Here is an 18805-nt window from a genome sequence, read left to right on the forward strand (position 1 = left end):
TTTTAACCTTAATAATTATTGGGGTTGTATCTTATCTTTATTATACTTTCCAAAAAGATTTAATGCTTCAAGAAAAAAGACAAATTCTTCAAGAATACTCAAATGATTTTGTATTTAGATTAAAAGATCTTCATGTAAATTTTGATAAATATAAATACTATCCTAGAGATGAAAAATTTAATTCAGCTATTTATGATAGTGATAAAATAGAAATTTTTTCAACTTTGGAATCAAATAAAATAAAATTTGATGAAGTAGCTTATATAAGCAATGATAAAATTCATTTTATAGAAAAACCAGAATCTTATTATTTAGGAGCAAAATATATAATAGTAGAAGTATCAGATGACAAGATATGGTACACAAAAGTAAAGAGTGAAATTATGATGTTTAGCCTAATTTCTTTTGCTATTATGTCTATTTTGGGATATTTTATTGCGAAATTGTTCTTAAAACCAATGAGAGATTCTTTACATTTGCTTGATAGATTTATAAAAGATACGACTCATGAGTTAAATACTCCAATTTCAGCAATTGTAACAAATATAGAAATGATAGATAAAAGTTTACTTGATGAAAAAACACTAAAGAAAATTAATCGTATTGATATTGGTGCAAAAACAATTTCAAATATTTATGAGGATTTAACCTTTTTAACTTTAAATAATAAAATTATTTCAGAAAATAAACAATTAGAATTATCAAAAATTATAAGACAAAGAGTAGAATATTTTAGAAGTTTAGCAACAATAAAAAGAATTAAATTTGACTTGAATATACAAGAAAATAGTACTTTATGGTGTGATGAAAAAAAGTTTTCAAAGCTTTTAGACAATCTTTTATCAAATGCAATAAAATATAATAAAATAGCAGGAATAATAAAAGTTTCATTAATCAAAAATAAACTTATTGTTGAAGATACAGGAAAAGGAATGAAACAAGAAAGTTTAGAAAATCTTTTTGAAAGATATAGTAGATTTGATAATAGTGTAGGTGGTTTTGGTATAGGTTTAAATATTGTTTATTTAATAGCAAAAGAGTATAATCTAAAAATAAATGTAAGTTCAAAATTAAAAATAGGTACAAAAATAGAAATATCATGGTAAAACTATTTATAATGGTCATTTTTCTAACTATCTCTTTATTTTCAAAAGAGTTAAACATCTATGAACAAAATTGTGTAAAGTGTCATAAAAAACTTCCTGTTTCTATTGATAAATATTTTTATAGATATCTTTTAAAGTATAGTTCTCAAAGAGAAGTAAAAAAAGCAATGAGCTCTTTTTTAAAAAAGCCAAAAGAAGATGAAACTATAATGCCTGAAGCTTTTATAAAAAGATTTGGACTTAAAAAACCAACAAAATTAAATAATAAACAATTACAAAAAGCCTTAGATATATATTGGGAAAAATATAAAGTCTTTGGAAAATTAAAATAGATAAGGATTAATAAGTGAAAAAAATTTTATTTTTGATTTATGTAGCTGTAAGCTTATCTTATGGGGATGAGTTTACAAAAGAAAATGAATTTACAAATGAAGATGATTTTTTTTATAATAAAGAATATACGAAGTGTGAAGATGTAGCTACATCAAATATTTATGAAAAAGAGTTTAAGGCCTATGATAAAAAAGATTTTGGACTTGATAGTTTTGTTGGACTTGCATTAGGTGTAATTGCTGGAAGTCAAGTTGGAGATGGTAGTGGTAAAGAAGCTGCTGCTGTTGCAGGAGGTGTTATTGGTTTATCAATAGCAAATAGTTTAAGAGAAGACAATACTTTTAGATATAACTACGATTCTTGTGGTAATAGTACTTCAAAAAGTGATAAGACTAAGAGTTTAGCTCAATAGTCTTGTCACTGTTTGTTGATTTATATTGTTTGATTGAGCAGCTCCAAATGCTCCTATTTGAGCTAAAATATTTTGTTTTGAAAAACTAGCAACCTCTGCTGCAAAATCAGTATTAAACACATCAGCAGCACCTAAAGTAGAGTTGCTTTGACTTAATAAATTTCTTGTACTACTTTCAAGTTGATTTTGTACAGAAGCAAATTCTGATTTTATATCATTTAGATCATTTATTGCCGTGTCTAAAGTATCAAGATATGATCTAGCATCATCTGATGTAAAACTATTTGGATCTTCATTTAAAAGAGAATCCAAATTTAAGCCTTGAGTATTTGATTGAACACTATTTGTTTGAATTGGTGTTCCTTCTTCATCAGAAGTTTGGAATTGTAAAACTTGACTTTTTCCTTGATTTTCAGAACTATTTTGAAGTAAGGTATTTCCATGATAAACTCCTTATACTATGATTTTATAGCTATTAATATTAATTTAAGATTAAACATATTGTTAATTAGAAAATGAGGCTATATTGATATAATTAAAAATTAATAAGGTATAGAATGAATTTACAAACACAATTAAATGAAATAATCAATGTTATAAATAATAATGACTTTGTAAGAGCCCATGACTTATTTGAAGACTTATGGAGAAAATATAAAAATGATGAAAAGACAAGAAAAGAGTCTTTTATTTTAAAAGCTTTTGTAAATGGTACTGTATGTATTGAACTTTATAAAATGAAACGTATAAATCATAGTATAAATGTTTGGAGTACTTATAAAAAATATGAATATCTAATTGATGAATTTAAAACAATAAATAGTACAAAATATCAAGAAATAAAACAATTAATATATAAGAAAAGAGAAGAGTTTATAAAGTGATAATATTAGATTTTGAAACAAATACACATAATATTGGTGATGTAATAGAAGTAGCAGCTGTAAAACTTGATATAGTTGAAAATAGTTTTAAAATTGTAGATAAATTTCATAGGTATTATTTATCAAGATATCCAGTGAATTTTTATTCTTATGCTGTTCATAGATTAACACCTGAGTTAATAAAAGATTATAGAAAAGATAAAGATTATCCTTCATATTTCAATGAAGATGAGGATTTTAAAGAGTTTTGCTATGAAGCAAAAACTTTAGTAGCTCATAATATTAGTTTTGAATTAAGACATATAGATAAACTTGCGAATTTTCAAAAACATATATGTACTATGAAAGATAATAAACATTTAGTTAAATCTTTAAATAGTAAAGGTAATATTAAAAATCCAAGTTTAGATGAAGTTTGCGAGTTTTATGGGATTGATTTTGATGAAAACTCACATCATAGTGCAACTTATGATGTAAGTAAAACCTTTGAAGTTTTAAAAAAAATGGGAATTTTAAAAAGTAATTAATTACTTTCTAAAATTTCTATTTGAATCTCTTTTTGTAGTTTTTCTTTTTTTCTTTTTTGCAGGCTGTTTTGTGGATGTAGATTTACTTACAGCTTTTTTCTGACTAAGTTTTTGTTTAGGTCTTGGTTTAAGTCCTCTTGGTTTTTTTTCTGTTGGTTCAAAGTCTTCAATAATATCTTTTTTCAAGTCTAAAATTAAGTCTTTTTCAATTTTCATCATCATTTTATAGTCTTTGATGCTTAAAAGTGTAATAGCAATACCTGCATTTCCTGCTCTTCCTGTTCTTCCTATTCTATGAGTATAGTCTGCAACTGTTTCAGGTAGTGAATAGTTTACAACTACAGGTAAAAGTTGAATATCGATACCTCTTGCTGCAATATCAGTTGCTACTAAAACTCTAATGTCTCCACTTTTAAATTTTCTTAAAGCTTTTGCTCTTGCTGTTTGTCTGATATCTCCATGAATACATGAAGCTTTTAATCCATCTAATTCTAAGTGTTCTACAAGTCCATCAGCTTCTTTTTTTGTATTTACAAAAACTAAAACCTGAGAGTAGTTTCTTGAACCAATAAGATATGATAGCAGTTCATTTTTTTTAATTTCATCAACTTTTACAACTTGTTGATCAATTACATCAACACTTGATCTTTGATTTGAAACTTCTATTACTGATGGAGTTTCTAAAAACTCTTTGGCAAGTTTTTTAACATTTTGATTTAATGTAGCAGAGAACATCATAATCTGTCTATTCATACTTGCATTTGAGAAGATTTTTTCAATATCTTCTAAAAATCCCATATCAAGCATAGTATCAACTTCATCTACAACAAGAGTTGTAACTGTTGATAAATTAACAGTTTTGTTCTTGATATGCTCTAGTAGTCTTCCTGGTGTTGCTACAATAATATCAACACCTTTTGCTATTTTTCTTTCTTGATCTTTTGATGAAACTCCACCAAAAACTACAGTTTTTCTAATATCTAAATATTTACTAAAATCTTCAATAGCTTTATTGATTTGATTTACAAGTTCTCTTGTTGGAGCTATAATTAAAGCTCTTAATGGATGTCCTTGATTATTTGTTTGATGTATTTCATCAATTATTGGTAGTACAAAAGCTGCTGTTTTACCTGAACCACTTTGAGCAGTTGCTATAATATCTTTTTTCTTTAGCGCAACGGGTATACTTTTCTTTTGAATTGGTGTTGGTTGTTCATAATTTAAATCTTCCAAGGCTTTAATAATACTTGGGTCTAAATTTAATGAATTAAATGCTTTGATGATAATTCCTTTAATATCTTTTTATAATCGCGATTATATCTAAAAATAGATAATTTTAATCAATATCTTTTTTAGGCGCACTGAAATGGTATCCTTGAGAATAATCAATATCTAATTGATTTACAACTCTTAAAATATCTTCATCTTCTACAAACTCAGCAATTGTTTTCATTTTCATTTTTTTAGCAAAATCAACAATAATTGATACAACCATTTTTGAGTCTTTATTTTTATGTATATCTTTTATCATAGAACCATCAATTTTTATATAATCTGCTTTTAGTTTTAATAAATATTCAAAATTAGAATACCCAGTTCCAAAATCATCAATAGCAATTTTTACACCATATCTTTTAACTTCTGAAATAAATCTTGATACCTCTTCAAAGTTTTCTATTGATTCAGATTCAACTATTTCAAATACTACTTGTGAACCTATTTGGTATTTTTCTAGCATTAAGAATATGTATGATTGTATATCTTCATTTAAAATATCATCTATTGTAAGATTAATAGAAAATTCATATTTACTATTTATAAATCTTTCAAAGCTTTTTTTAATTACCGTTTTTGTGATAATACTATAGTGTTTTGTTTTTTTAGCAATATTTAAAAAGAAAAAAGGTGATATAACTTTATCTTCTTCATCTATTAACCTAACTAAAGATTCGTATTTTTCAATTTCCCCTGATTTATTATTTATAATTGGTTGGAAAAATGGGACAATCTTATCTTTTTTTATAGCAATTTTTAAGTTTTTTGTCCATTTAATATTATTTTCATATATTTTATCTAAGCTATAGTCATCTTTATAAACTAAAATATCAATAGCATTCTTTTTTGCATGTTTTAATGCCATATTTGCAGTTGATAATATTTTTTGATTTTCTTCATAAGAAATTGCAGCTGTAATACTAATACTCATTTCTTCATTTTCTATTTTAAATAAAGTATTATTTATTTTTCTTATAAGTTTATAAACCTCCCCAAAAAAAGACTCTTTTTCATAATTTTCACTTAAATTGGCTATGATAGCAAATTCATCTGCTTGTGTTCTATATATAGATAAGTTTTTATTACTATTAAATCTATTTCTTAAAAAATCTGCTATTTCTATAATAAGCTTATCTCCAAAGAAGTGTCCATAAAAATCATTTATTTGTCTAAAATTATCAATATTTAAAAAACATAAAGCTGGAATATCAATATTTTTTATATCATTTATAAGTTTTGCTCTATTTTTCAGGTTTGTAAGTTTATCTGTATTTGCAGCTTTTTTAATTGTTTCTCTTTGTTCAACTAATTCTGTAATATCATATCTAAAAGCAATATATTTAGTAATGTTATTATTTTCATCTAGTAATGGTCTAATAATTAAATTTACCCAGTAATAAGTACCATCTTTTCTTTTATTTTTTATTGTACCTTTCCATGTTTTTTTATTTTGAATAGTTTCCCATAAATCTTTAAATACCTCTTTTGGTGTATCTGGATGTCTTACTATACTATGGGGTGAGCCAATAGCTTCTTTTTTTGTGTAACCTGATATTTTTACAAAATTATTGTTTACATAAGTTATTTTCCCATTTATATCTGATTTACTTACAATAGCAGCATCATCCATAATAGATTGGTAACTATTTAAAAAAGCTATATTTTTTTCTAAATGATTTGATAAAATCTCAAAGTCACTTGTAATAATTTGTATTTCGTCTTTATTTTTACTATTTTGTAAAGAGTTTATAGAAATAGGTAACTTTACTTTCTTTTTTATATCTTTTATCATATCTTGAAGATTATTTATTGGTTTTAAGATATATTTATTCGTAAATAGAAATGATAAAAATAATGTTGCACTTAAAATAAGTAACCAAATATAAATAATAGTTTTTATAGTGCTTTCAACTTTTTCATTGATAATTTTTTTATTTAATATATTTAGTAAAAATACATTGTTTTTATCTTTTAAGAAAGTAACTTTTTTTATAGAATAATCTTTTGATTTTTTGATCTTATCAAGCTCTTTTTTGTTTAAATTTTTTGTAAAAATATAATGGCCATTTTCAAGTTGTATAATTATTTGATTAATAAAGTTTTCTTTCAAATTATTTAATAAAGTTGAATTAATATCAAAACACATCTTAATATAGCCAACAGTTTTATTATCTACATAAACTTTTGATAAATAACAGTTTTCAATAGAGTTATTTCTTGAAATATATTTAAATTTATTAAGTTCTAAACCTTTAATACTAATTGCTTTAGGTAGTTCTTTATCTTGAGAATTTAGCTTATTAACAAATATTTTTTTACCATTTTTATATGAAGTATATCCTAGAAGTCTTTTGTCTTGCATCTTTGAATTTACTAAAACTAAGTTTTTATCATTATCAAAAATTTTTACTGATATACCTTCTTTTAAACTAATCCATTGTGAAGATAAATCTAATAGTTTTTCTTTTTCAAAATCAAATACTACATTTGAATAATTAGCTGGATTTTGATAATTTGAAATAAGATTTAATGTAAGTTTTAAATCTTCATTTTTTGAGATATTTTGAGATAGATTTTTTATTTGTTCTTTTTTTTGAGTTAAAAATAACTTGAAAATTTTTCTATCATGTTTTATGCTTAAGATAGCTTGCTCTTCAAAAACTGCATTTATGTTTTTGTAGTAAACAATACCACTTAGAAGTAAACTAAGTGAAGAAATCGAAAATATTAATATAAATAATTTATTCCTTAACAATAATATCCTTTAAAATAATGGTTCAATTTTATGTACATTTTCTTTTGTAACTTTAATAGTGTTTAAATTTATGTTTTTTGCTACTTTTTTATTATTTATTATATCTATAATTGCATGAATACCTTCTTTAGCAGATGTTTGATAGACAAAGCTTGCATATTGTTGACCCGAAGTTATAGCATTTTTTGCACTTTTTATATAATCAATACCAACCATAGGAATATTTATTTTTTTATTATATTTTTTCATAACTTTTCTAACACCTTCTAGCATACTATCACTATGAGAAAATATGGCATCAAATTTAATATTATTATTGTAAATATCTTCCATAACATTAATTGCATTAGCTCTTAAGAAGTTTGCATTTCTTTTTATAATATTTATGTTTGGATATTTTCTTATTATCTCTTCAAAACCCTTAGTTCTTTCTTGTGTTGATGAAGCAGATTTAATTCCTTGAAGTTCTAAAATTGTACCTTTGTAGTCTAATTCTTTTGCTAGAAGTTCTCCTGCTTCTTGTCCAATTTTTTTATTATTTGGAGCAATAAAGGTTGTATAGTTATTACTATTAACAGTTCTACTTAGAAGTATTACTTTTATTCCTTTGTCAATTGCTTTTTTTAAAACAAGACTAGTAATATTTGACTCTATAGGACTTGTGATAATAAAATCAACATTTTGTTCAATAAAATATTCAATATCTCTTATTTGTTTTGTTATTTTTGCATTTGCACTTCGTACTAGTAGTTTTAAATTTTTATATTTTTTTACTTCATTTCTAAGCTCATTTGTTTGTGCTAATCTCCAGTCATTTTTTAAAGTGTCTTGTGCAAAGCCTATAATATACTCTTTTGCTTCTATATTTAAAGACAATAAAAAAAACAAAGATATTTTTATAATTTTTGAAAACAATACTAATCCTTATATTTTCTTGCTATAAGTTAAAATTATATTCTATTTAAACTTAAATGACTTATTAAATGTTATTTTGGTATAAATATAGATATTACCTATATTTTAGGAGTTTACATGGCAAAACGAATTCTTTATCCTTTGATGTTGATATTTTTAGTATATTTGTTGTTTTCAAATGAAGATGCAAAAGTTATTATTTCAGGTGTTGCGATTTTTTTAATTGGAATGGTTTTTATGGAAGATGGTTTTAAACTATTTAGTGGAGGTATACTAGAAAAAGTTATTCAAAAAAGTACTAGTAGTATTCCACGTGCAATAGGAACAGGCTTTTTATCGACATCAATAGTTCAAAGTTCTTCTTTAGTTTCAGTAATAGTAATATCTTTTTTAAGTGCAGGATTGATAAGTTTAAGTGGTGCAATTGGTATTGTTTTTGGATCTAATATAGGTACTACTACAACGGCTTGGATTGTATCTAGTTTTGGTGTCAAAATAAAAATATCAGCTTATGCTATGCCAATGATTATTTTTGGTGTTTTATTTAGATTTTCAAAATCAGATACTTTAAAAGGTTTTGGAAATGTTCTAGTTGGTTTAGGCTTTGTATTTTTAGGTATTTCTTATATGAAAGATGGTTTTGAAACTCTAAAAGCTGCTCTTGATTTATCACAATTTGCCATAGAAGGTTATTTAGGAATTGTAGTTTATATTGCTTTAGGTGCAATTGCCACTATTGTTATTCAATCAAGTAGTGCTACAATGGCTTTAATTATCACAGCTTTAGCAACAGGACAAATTATATATATAAATGCCCTTGAACTTGCTATTGGAGCAAATATTGGTACTACAGTTACAGCAGTAATTGCTGCTTTAGCTTCTAACTCAAATGGAAAAAGATTAGCCGTTGCCCACTTTATTTTTAATATAACCACAGGAATTATTGCTATAGTTTTTTTATATCAACTTGCTGATATAGTAGATTTCTTAGCTAGTAAACTTTTAATAGCACAAGAAAATTATAGTATGAAACTTGCATTATTTCATACCATATTTAATATTATTGGAGTTTTAGTAGTTTCACCTTTTACATATAAGTTAGAGAATTTTTTAAAAGGCTTATTTAAAAATGAAAAAACATCAAAATCAAAACCTAAGTTTTTGGATATAGGTTTAACAAAAATTCCAGATGCTGCTTTAATTGGTATAAAAAAAGAGATTTTTCATCTTTATGAAAATGCACAAGAAGTGTTATCTCATGGTATTTATTTACACAGGCATAACTATAGAGGTGTTCATGTGGATACTTTAAGTAAAATTGTAAAAAATTCGAAACTTGATATTAATACTGATGTTAATCTTTTTTATACAAATAAAATCAAAAGTTTATATGGAGAAATAGTAAAGTTTGCTGCTTATGCCCAAGAAAGTATGGATGAAAAAGATAAACAAAGGGTTTATGATTTAAAAATTGCTGCAAGAAATATTGTTGAATCTACAAAAGATATAAGAGATTTACATAAAAATATTACTATTTATTTAAAATCAAAAAATGAATATATTAAAGAAGAGTATAATGATATAAGGCTAAGTATTGTAACTGTATTGAAAACAATCTATGATATAAAAGATGAAACAGATGAAATAGAGATTTTATCAGCATTAGAAGTATTAAAAGATAGTTTAAAACATTTAGATATTTTGAGAACACAAAAAATAGATGAATTAATTAGAGAGGATAAAATTGATAAAAAAATGGCAACATCTTTAATCAATGATGCATCTTTTGCCCATGATATTTCTAAAAACATAATTGAAGCAATGAGTATTTTACTTATAGATAGTAAAGACATCCAAGAATTAGGAGAGAAAATATGAAAGTAGAAAAAATATTTGATGAAATAAAAGATTTATATGATTTATCTTTAGGCACTACAAATTTTAGAGAGAAAAAAAGAGATATAAAAAAAGAAATTGAATCTAAAATTTATAAAACAAAAAAAGAATTAAAAAATCAACACTCTAAGAAACAAAAAGAAAAATTAGAAAAAAAATTAGAAATATTAAAAAAATTAAAGAAAAAAGTAAAGTAGTATAAACTTTTTAATATAATAACTCTATGACAAACTTTCCTATAAATGAAGTAATACCTCAAATAAAAGAGGTATTACAAAAAAAATCAAATCTTATTATTGAAGCACCTGCTGGAGCTGGTAAAAGTACTATTGTTCCTATTAGTTTATTAAATGAATCTTGGATTGAAGATAAAATGATTATTGTTTTACAACCAAGAAGGGTTGCTGCTATTGCAGTTGCTACACAAATGGCTTATCTTTTAGGTGAAGAAGTAGGGCAAACTATTGGTTATCAAATCAAATTACAAAAAAAGAAAAGTCAAAAAACTAAGATACTAGTTGTAACAGAAGGGATTTTAACTAGAATGTTACAAACTGATCAAGCTTTAGAGAATTGTGCTTGTTTAATTTTTGATGAATTTCATGAAAGAAGTATCAATAGTGATTTAGGTTTAGCTCTTAGTTTGCAGTCTCAAGAATTAATAAGAGAAGATTTGAAAATAATTTTAATGTCTGCAACTTTTCAAACAGATATTTTACAAAATATTTTAACTAATTTTGAATTTATAAAAAGTCAAGGAAGAATGTATGAAGTTGAAGATATTTATCTTCCTTTGGATATAAAACATCCTTCATTAAATCAATTAGATGAACTTTTATCAAAGTACGTCTTAAAAGCTTTAGAAGATAATGAAGGGGATATTTTAGTATTTCTTGCTGGATTTAAAGAAATAGATAATTTAAAGAGGCTTTTAGAAAATAGTTTAAGTGAAGATATTTTAATAACACCACTTCATTCAAGTTTATCACAAAAAGAACAAAATCTCGCTATAAATAAAAATAAAAAAAGAAAAGTGATTTTATCTACAAATATAGCCCAAACTTCAATTACTATTCAAGGTGTTAAAGTAGTAATTGATTCAGGTTTAGAAAAGCTTTTAAGATATGATTATAATACTGGAATGAATCATTTAGAATACTCTTTTATTTGTGAAGATAGTTCTATTCAAAGAGCTGGTAGAGCTGGAAGGTTAAGTGAGGGTGTTTGTTATAAACTTTGGCATAAAAAAAGAATATTAAATCCAAGCACAACTCCAGAAATTTTAAGACTTGATTTAAGCTCTTTTCTTTTAGATACTGCACTTTGGGGTGTAAATAATTTAGAAGAGTTAACTTTATTAGATAAACCTAAAAAAGAGTTACAAAATGCTTCTAAAAAACTTTTAAAAAGTTTAGAATTACTTGATAAAAACGAAAATATCACTGATTTAGGAAAAGATGTTTTATCTTTGGGTATTCATCCAAGACTTGGGTTTATGATACTAAAAGCAAATAGTTTAGGTTTTGCAAAAGAAGCTTGTATTGTAGCTTCACTTTTAATTGAAAATGATGTTTTACAAAATAATACAAAAGATTTTATGACAAGGTTTGAGGCTGTAAATGAACAAAGTCATTTAAATAGTGTGAATATAACTAGACTAAAAATTGTAAAAAAACAAGCTAATATGTTTTTTTCAAGACTTCAAAATTTAAAAGAAATAAAAAAGCAAGAAAGGTTTGATAAAAAGCTTTTAGGAATCATACTACTATTTGCATATCCTGATAGACTAGCTAAGAAAAGAGAAAATAGTGACAATATTTATGCTTTAAGTAACAAAAAAGCTGCAATACTAGAAGATGAAACTCTTCAAAGAAGTGAGTATATAGTAGTTTGTAATTTAAGTGCTAAACAAACAAACTCTTATGTAAATCAAGCTCTTAGTGTAGATTTGAAAGAAGTTAAAAAATATTTGTCTAATCATCTAAAAACTACTATCCAAACAATTAATAAAGATAGTTTTGAATTATATGAAATATTAAAGTTTGAAGAGCTTGTAATCTCTTATAAAAAAACTTCAAATATATCAAAAGAAGATTATCTTCAAGCGCTTTTAGATTTTATAAAAACAAAAGGTGTAAAAGAGGTTTTAACTTTTGATAAAAAAGCAATATCTTTACAAAATAGAGTGAATTTTTATAATAAAGCACAAAAACAAAATTATAAATGTGATTTAGAATTAGATGATTTTTCAGATGAAAGTTTGAGTAAAGATGTAGATATTTGGTTAAAACCTTATTTAAATAATATAAGAAAATTAGAAGAATTAAAAAAGCTTGATATTTATACGATTCTAGTATCAAGCATAGAATATGACATTTTAAAGGATTTAGAAAGACTTTTACCTACACATTTTACTGTTCCAAGTGGTTCTAAAATAAAAATAGAGTATTCGCAAGATTTAACGGCAATTTTAGCTGTAAAAATACAAGAAGTTTTCTCTTTAAATACTAGCCCTAAAATTTTGGATAATCAAATACCTTTAACTATACATCTTCTAAGCCCTGCAAGTAGACCTATTCAAATAACTCAAGATTTAAAAAGTTTTTGGAATAACTCTTATGATGAAGTAAGAAAAGAGTTAAGAGGAAAATACAAAAAACATTATTGGCCTCAAAACCCTTATGAAGCCGTGCCTACGAATAAAATAAAGAAAAATATGTAGTATGAACTGATATATAAATACTATTAATTAATTCTTTTTTATTATAAAATAAATAAAAAAAAGGATTTATTATGAAATTAGGGGTATCAGCTTGTCTAATGGGGAGCATGTGTAGATATGATGGGACTAATTCAAAAGATGGTTTTATAGTAAATACCTTAGGTACTTATTTTGATTTTGAGCCATACTGTCCTGAAGCAGAGGTTTTTGGAACACCAAGACCAACAATAAGATTAGTTGAAAGAAATAATGAAATAAGAGTTGTAACTACTTACGATAAAGAAGATTTAACTGATACTTTAGATGAATCATGTGAAAAAAATGCAAATAGGATAGAAAATGATTATTTGTGTGGTTTTATTTTAAAAGCTAGTTCACCTACTTGTGGTTTAGAGAGAGTTAAAGTTTACAAAGAAATAAATGCACCAAGTGAAAAAAAAGGTGTTGGAAGGTTTGCTGCTAAGATAAAAGAAAAGTACCCTTACTTACCCATAGAAGAGGAGGGTCGACTAAAAGATGCTTGGCTTAGAGAAAATTTTTTGATGCAGATATTTGCATACAAAAACTTACATGAATTTATAGATAGTAAGCCAGAGTTTAAAGATTTAGTTCAATTCCACACAGATTATAAATATCTGATTTATGCAAAATCAACTAAAGCATATAAAGAACTTGGAAACATAGTAGCAAATCATGATAAAAAAGATGTTGAAGATATTCTAAGAGACTATAAATTGGCTTTTTTGAAAGCTATAAATGAAAAAGGGAATATCAAAAAAACATATAATGTACTCTTACATATCTTTGGGTATTTTAAAAAGCTTATTTCAAAAGAAGAGAAAGAAGAAATTTTAGAATCAATTGAAGATTATAGACAAAAATTAATTCCTTTAATCGCAGTAATTAAAATCATTAATGTTTATACTAGAAGATTTGATGTTACTTATTTAAAAACACAGGTATTCTTAAATCCATATCCAAAAGAGTTAGCTTTAAGATCTGATTTAAAGGCATATAAGTAATGAAACAAGTATTATGGTTTAGAAGAGATTTAAGAATAACTAATAGTGCAATACTTTCTAAAGCAAAAGATGAAGTGTTGCCTATTTTTATTTTTGATACAAATATTTTAAGCTCACTTGAAAAAGATGATAAAAGAGTGAGTTTTATATATAAATCAGTCTTAGAGTTAAAAGATAAATTAAAAAGTATAGGTCTTAATTTAGCAGTTTTTTATGGAAAACCTTTAGAGATTTTCTCAAAGCTTAAGGATTTAGGTTTTGATGAAGTTTTATGTTCATCTGATTTTGATTTTTATGCAAAGAAAAGGGATGAGGAAGTACAAAAATTAATACCTCTTAAAAAATATAGTGATTCATATATTATTAAACCTTGGAATGCCTTAAAAAAAGATGGCACACCTTACAAAGTATTTACACCTTTTTATAAAAATCTCTCTTTTCTTTGGGAAAGTGATGCCTTAGAAGAGTTTAAAGCAAATAGAGATTTAAAGCTTTTTTCTTATGATTATAAGCAAATTCCAACTTTAAAACAAATGGGTTTTGAGACAGCTGAATTACCAGAGTTTTTAAAAAAAAGTGCTGATGAATTAATAAATGAATTTTCGTTAAAAATTGATAATTATGAAAAAAATAGAGATATTTTTTATAAAAGTGCAACTTCATCTTTAGCTGTGCATTTAAGATTTGGACTAATTTCTCCTGTTGAGGTTTTTAACAAAATCAAAAAACTAAAGAATGCAAATATTGAATTTTTTATAAGAGAACTTTTTTGGAGAGAATTTTATAACTATATTCTTTTTCATTTTCCTAAAAGTGAGTTTGAAAACTTCAATGGTTTAGAAGTTTCTTGGAATCAAAATGAAGAAGATTTTGAAAAATGGTGTGAAGGTAAAACAGGAGTACCTTTAATAGATGCAGCAATGATTCATTTTAATAAAACAGGAACAATGCATAATAGATTAAGAATGATTGTATCTTCTTTTTTAACAAAAAATCTTTTGATTGATTGGAAAAAAGGAGAGAGGTATTTCGCCTCTAAGCTTTTGGATTATGATGCAAGTTCAAATATAGGTTCATGGCAATGGGCAGCTAGTACAGGTGCTGATAGTGTTCCGTATTTTAGAATTTTTAATCCTTACACTCAAAGTGCAAAATTTGATAAAGAAGGATTATTTATAAAAAGTGTAATGCCAAAATTTAAAGATATTGATCCTAAATTATTCCATAAAGAAGGTGCTTTATCAAACAGTTTATTTGTGGATTATATAAAACCTATAGTTTCTATTGAATTTTCAAGAAAAAGAGCCTTAGAATCTTTCAAAGGAGCCAAAAATGAAAAAGCTTGATATCGCTGTAGTTGGTTCTGGAATAGGGGGTAGTTTAATAGCTTCACTAAATAGTGATAAAAATTTAGTACTATTTGAAAGGGATAGAAATCTTGGTGGTTGTGCAAGTACTTTTAAAAGATTTGGAAGCTATTTTAATGCAGGAGCAACTACTTTTGTGGGTTATGAAAAAAATCATCCTATAAAAGAGATTTTTGATAAAATTGATTTTAAACCAGATTTATTAAAAAGTCAAGTTGCTATTAGAACTGTTCAAAATAAAAAGATTTTAGATAGAACAAAAGATTTTGATAAGTTTTTAGAAGATATAAATAAAATTTATCCAAATAAAAACAATGAGGTTTTTTGGAAAAAACTAAAACAAATTGATGAAAAATTTTGGAATTTAAAAAAACTTTACTTTGCAAAGTATAGTTTAAAGGCTTATATAAAAAGTGCTATTTTTGTAGCTGAACTTTTAAAAGAGTTTAAGTTTGATATCTTTAAAAGTGCAAAAGGCTTTATAAAAGAAACTTTAGGTGATATAAGTGATGAGTATCAAAATTTTATAGATGCTCAATTGTTTATTACAGTTCAAACAACTTCAAAAAATATTCCTTTATTATCAATGGCATTGGGATTATCCTATCCTTTTCATGATGTTTACTATGTAAATAAAGGAATGGGACATATTTTTGATGGGATATTAAAAAGTGTAAATACTCACACTAAAGAGGAAGTATTAAAAATAATAAGAAAAAATAATGAGTATTTAATTCGAACAAATAAAGATGAGTATTTAAGTAAAAACATTATTTTAAACTCTACAGTATTTGATAGTAGTAGTTTTTTTGAAGATGAAAAAATAAAAAACTATTATAATTCTTTTAAGTTCAATGATCAAAGTGCTTTTGTTGTATATTTAAAATTAGATATAAAGCCAGAGCTTATACATCATTATCAAATTATTTTAGATAAAAATATTCCAAATTGTATTTCAAACTCTTTTTTTGTATCATTTTCTGATGTGAATGATGAGGTATTAAGTAAAAAAGGTTTAAGTGTAACTATTTCAACACATACAAAAGCTAATTTATGGAAAGAATTTAATACAAAAGAGTATGAAAATAAAAAATTTGAAACAATGACTTATATTATAGAAGAGTTTTTAAATAATTTTGATATGATAAATAAAAACAATATTAAATCATTTTTTAGTGCAACATCTACTACTTTTAATAGTTATATAAATAGATTTAATTGTGGTGGTAGTGCTATTAGTATAAAAAATGCTTTTAGTCTTCCTTCTTGTAAAACACCTTTTAAAGGGCTTTATAATGTAGGAGATACAGTTTTTGCAGGACAAGGTTGGCCTGGTGTTGCTTTGGGTGTACAGGTTTTAAATAAGGAGTTAAATGAAGAGTTTCGAACTTAAAGTATCTTTTCAAGACTGGCTTTATATAATTGTAATTGCTGCATTTTTTGGATTTTTAATCTCTTTAGTTTTTTATTTTTTAAATGAAAATTTACAAAGAGCATCAACTATAATTTTTAGTACTTTTAGTGCTATTAATATTTCTATATTTGCTTCTGTTTTAATAACTATTTCAAATAATTTTATTCTTCCTAAAGTAAGTAAGCAGTTTTGGTACTTAATAAGTTTTGCTTTCTCTTTTTTATCAGGGGCTTTAGGTTTTTTATTTTCTTATATTTTCTTTTCAAAATTTAATATAAAAATAGTAGATTTTATTGAACCTTATGCAACGTATATTGGTATTACAATAGGTTTTCTTACTTTTTTAATAGGGCTTATTTTACATCAGTTTATTTCAATGAAGTATAAAAATGAATCAATAAAAAGTGAAATTTTGGAGACAAAACTAAAGGCTTTAGAGAGTGAATTAAATCCACACTTTTTATTTAATGCTTTAAACTCTATTAGTGAACTTATTTATATTGATAAGAAAAAAGCCGAACAATCAGTAATTAATGTATCAAAATTTTTACGAAATGCAATTTATACACAAAGCTTAATTAGTTGTGAAAATGAGCTTGAAATGGTTAAAACTTATGTAAATATAGAAAATACAAGATTTGAAGACAAGATAAAACTTTTTATTACCTCAGATAATTCTAGTATGAAAAAATATATACCAAAATTCTCTATTCAGCTTTTAGTTGAAAATGCAATAAAACACGGCTATAGAGGAATTGATTTAAATATTTTTATAGAAATTAAGCAAGATAGAATTGAAGTTTGTAATGATGGGAAAGTAAGTGATAATGTAAATTATGGAACTGGTTTAAAAAATCTTGATAAAAGACTACAGTTATTAGAAATAGGTAGTTTAGATTATGAAATAGAAGATAAAATGAAGTTTATTATAAGGTTAAATAATGAAAATATTGATAGTTGATGATGAAAATTTAGCAATTAGTAGATTAAAAAGGTTGTTAAATGAAGAGGGTTTAGAGGATATTACAAGTTTTACAAATCCTTATGAAGCTTTAAAACAATGTACAAAAGCAAAATATGATGCTGTTTTTTTAGATATTTCAATGCCTGAAATTACAGGTTTAGAATTAGCTAATAAAATATTAGAGCTAGAACCAAAAACTTTTGTAGTATTTCAAACAGCTTATGATGAGTATGCACTTGAAGCCTATAAAAATGGTGGAATGGGTTATTTATTAAAACCAATTGATAGTGAAGCTTTAAAAAATGAATTGAAGAAAATTGAAACTTATACACAAAACTCTATAAATAAAATGCAAGATAAGAAGATTATTGCCAAAAGAGGGGACAAAATATATTTAATTGATTTGGATGATATCTATTATATAAGAGCAGATTTAGATGAAGTTATCATAAAAATAAAAGAAACAGATGCTTATGTGCGGAAAAAAATTGGAGACTTAGAAAAGCTGTTATCAAATAAAAACTTTTTTAGAGTACATAGGTCTTATATTGTAAATGTAGACAAAATTAAATCAATGCAAAGTGTGGAACAATCAAAACTTCAAATCTCATTTGATGATATTGATGAAGTAGTAACATCCTCAAAAGATGGAGCAAAAGAGTTTAGGGAGTATTTAGAGAGAAGATTGTTATAAGTTAACATTTTCTATATATTAAATATTTTATTTGAATGTTAAAATTTAAATAAAAAGGAGATTATTATGAAAGAGTTTGAGAAAAGTACACTGATTAAATGTAGTGTTGAAGAACTTTTTGATTTTCATACAGATACAAATAACTTAAAAGCAATAACTCCACCTAATATAAAAGTTGAACTTCTTACGCCTAATTTTAAAGCTCAAGAAGGAGAAATACTTAAAATTAAAAGTATAAAAAATTTTATTCCTATTAATTGGACTGTAAAAATACAGAAACTTCAAAGACCTAATATTTTGGTTGATGTAGCTTTAAAATCTCCTTTTAAATATTGGGAACACCAACATATTTTTATTGAACATGAGAATTTTACTGAGTTAAAAGATATAGTAAGTTATGAAATGCCTTTTGGAATAATAGGCGATTTTTTTGAACCATTTGTATATAATGATTTATCAAAGATGTTTGAATATAGACATGAAATAACAAAAAAATTACTTGAAAAAAATTAGATTAAA

General features: G+C 24.8%; 18 protein-coding genes. 14 read left to right on the plus strand and 4 right to left on the minus strand.

Translation table 11 applies throughout. The annotated features are described in order from the left end of the window. Nucleotides 1-62: 62 nt before the first annotated feature. The 3 genes from ACH5BH_RS01185 to ACH5BH_RS01195 are packed head-to-tail and all read left to right on the plus strand — an operon-like array spanning nt 63 to nt 1851. Nucleotides 63-1106 carry a sensor histidine kinase gene (locus ACH5BH_RS01185; protein ID WP_404304285.1) on the plus strand — a complete coding sequence of 348 codons (1044 nt, stop codon included), beginning with the start codon at nt 63-65 and terminating at the stop codon, nt 1104-1106. Then, nucleotides 1100-1438, plus strand: a complete 339-nt coding sequence (locus ACH5BH_RS01190; RefSeq protein WP_404304284.1) for a hypothetical protein — start codon at nt 1100-1102, stop codon at nt 1436-1438. Before ACH5BH_RS01185 ends, ACH5BH_RS01190 begins: the two co-directional genes overlap by 7 nt. A gap of 14 nt (nt 1439-1452) precedes the next feature. Next, nucleotides 1453-1851 carry a hypothetical protein gene (locus ACH5BH_RS01195; protein WP_423297177.1) on the plus strand — a complete coding sequence of 133 codons (399 nt, stop codon included), beginning with the start codon at nt 1453-1455 and terminating at the stop codon, nt 1849-1851. On the opposite strand, the gene ACH5BH_RS01200 is transcribed toward ACH5BH_RS01195, so the two are convergent. Continuing rightward, a complete protein-coding gene (locus ACH5BH_RS01200) occupies nt 1840-2163 on the minus strand; it encodes a flagellin (RefSeq protein WP_423297178.1) in 324 nt (107 codons plus the stop codon). The genes ACH5BH_RS01195 and ACH5BH_RS01200 overlap by 12 nt on opposite strands. 245 nt (nt 2164-2408) lie before the next feature. Here ACH5BH_RS01200 and ACH5BH_RS01205 point away from each other — a divergent pair, with 245 nt between their 5' ends. Both ACH5BH_RS01205 and ACH5BH_RS01210 read left to right on the plus strand, forming a co-directional pair. Further along, the gene (locus ACH5BH_RS01205; RefSeq protein WP_423297179.1) at nt 2409-2735 is read left to right on the plus strand and encodes a DUF309 domain-containing protein; all 327 of its coding nucleotides are present in this window, start codon (nt 2409-2411) and stop codon (nt 2733-2735) included. Then, nucleotides 2732-3262 (plus strand): 3'-5' exonuclease, encoded by a 531-nt coding sequence (locus ACH5BH_RS01210; RefSeq protein ID WP_423297180.1) that lies wholly within the window; start codon nt 2732-2734, stop codon nt 3260-3262. The genes ACH5BH_RS01205 and ACH5BH_RS01210 overlap by 4 nt, the downstream gene beginning before the upstream one ends. On the opposite strand, the gene ACH5BH_RS01215 is transcribed toward ACH5BH_RS01210, so the two are convergent. The 3 genes from ACH5BH_RS01215 to ACH5BH_RS01225 all read right to left on the minus strand — a co-directional run bounded on the left by ACH5BH_RS01215 (nt 3263) and on the right by ACH5BH_RS01225 (nt 8207). Beyond that, a complete protein-coding gene (locus ACH5BH_RS01215) occupies nt 3263-4495 on the minus strand; it encodes a DEAD/DEAH box helicase (RefSeq protein WP_423297181.1) in 1233 nt (410 codons plus the stop codon). 103 nt (nt 4496-4598) lie between these two features. Next, entirely contained in the window at nt 4599-7292 is a 2694-nt protein-coding gene (locus tag ACH5BH_RS01220) for a bifunctional diguanylate cyclase/phosphodiesterase (RefSeq protein ID WP_423297182.1), read from the minus strand. Between the two features lie 9 nt (nt 7293-7301). Next, nucleotides 7302-8207, minus strand: coding sequence for a substrate-binding domain-containing protein (locus ACH5BH_RS01225; RefSeq protein ID WP_423297183.1), 906 nt, complete (start codon nt 8205-8207; stop codon nt 7302-7304). 117 nt (nt 8208-8324) lie between these two features. On the opposite strand from ACH5BH_RS01225, the gene ACH5BH_RS01230 reads away from it, so the two are divergent. The 9 genes from ACH5BH_RS01230 (at nt 8325) to ACH5BH_RS01270 (ending at nt 18799) form a co-directional block, all read left to right on the plus strand. Beyond that, complete coding sequence (locus tag ACH5BH_RS01230) at nt 8325-10085, plus strand: Na/Pi cotransporter family protein (RefSeq protein ID WP_423297184.1); 1761 nt, start codon at nt 8325-8327, stop codon at nt 10083-10085. Then, the gene (locus tag ACH5BH_RS01235) at nt 10082-10300 is read left to right on the plus strand and encodes a hypothetical protein (RefSeq protein ID WP_404304275.1); all 219 of its coding nucleotides are present in this window, start codon (nt 10082-10084) and stop codon (nt 10298-10300) included. Before ACH5BH_RS01230 ends, ACH5BH_RS01235 begins: the two co-directional genes overlap by 4 nt. Before the next feature lie 26 nt (nt 10301-10326). Further along, a complete protein-coding gene (hrpB, locus tag ACH5BH_RS01240; RefSeq protein ID WP_423297185.1) occupies nt 10327-12825 on the plus strand; it encodes an ATP-dependent helicase HrpB in 2499 nt (832 codons plus the stop codon). A gap of 71 nt (nt 12826-12896) precedes the next feature. Beyond that, nucleotides 12897-13847 (plus strand): YbgA family protein, encoded by a 951-nt coding sequence (locus ACH5BH_RS01245; RefSeq protein ID WP_423297186.1) that lies wholly within the window; start codon nt 12897-12899, stop codon nt 13845-13847. Further along, the gene (locus ACH5BH_RS01250) at nt 13847-15193 is read left to right on the plus strand and encodes a cryptochrome/photolyase family protein (protein ID WP_423297187.1); all 1347 of its coding nucleotides are present in this window, start codon (nt 13847-13849) and stop codon (nt 15191-15193) included. Before ACH5BH_RS01245 ends, ACH5BH_RS01250 begins: the two co-directional genes overlap by 1 nt. After that, nucleotides 15180-16607 (plus strand): phytoene desaturase family protein, encoded by a 1428-nt coding sequence (locus ACH5BH_RS01255; RefSeq protein WP_423297188.1) that lies wholly within the window; start codon nt 15180-15182, stop codon nt 16605-16607. The genes ACH5BH_RS01250 and ACH5BH_RS01255 overlap by 14 nt, the downstream gene beginning before the upstream one ends. Further along, nucleotides 16588-17589 (plus strand): sensor histidine kinase, encoded by a 1002-nt coding sequence (locus ACH5BH_RS01260; RefSeq protein WP_404304270.1) that lies wholly within the window; start codon nt 16588-16590, stop codon nt 17587-17589. Before ACH5BH_RS01255 ends, ACH5BH_RS01260 begins: the two co-directional genes overlap by 20 nt. Continuing rightward, entirely contained in the window at nt 17570-18286 is a 717-nt protein-coding gene (locus ACH5BH_RS01265) for a LytR/AlgR family response regulator transcription factor (RefSeq protein WP_423297189.1), read from the plus strand. The genes ACH5BH_RS01260 and ACH5BH_RS01265 overlap by 20 nt, the downstream gene beginning before the upstream one ends. A gap of 66 nt (nt 18287-18352) precedes the next feature. After that, complete coding sequence (locus ACH5BH_RS01270; RefSeq protein WP_404304268.1) at nt 18353-18799, plus strand: SRPBCC family protein; 447 nt, start codon at nt 18353-18355, stop codon at nt 18797-18799. Nucleotides 18800-18805 lie beyond the last annotated feature (6 nt).

The organism is Arcobacter rhizosphaerae (assembly GCF_049472155.1).
In the GTDB taxonomy this organism is placed as follows: Bacteria; Campylobacterota; Campylobacteria; order Campylobacterales; family Arcobacteraceae; genus Arcobacter_B.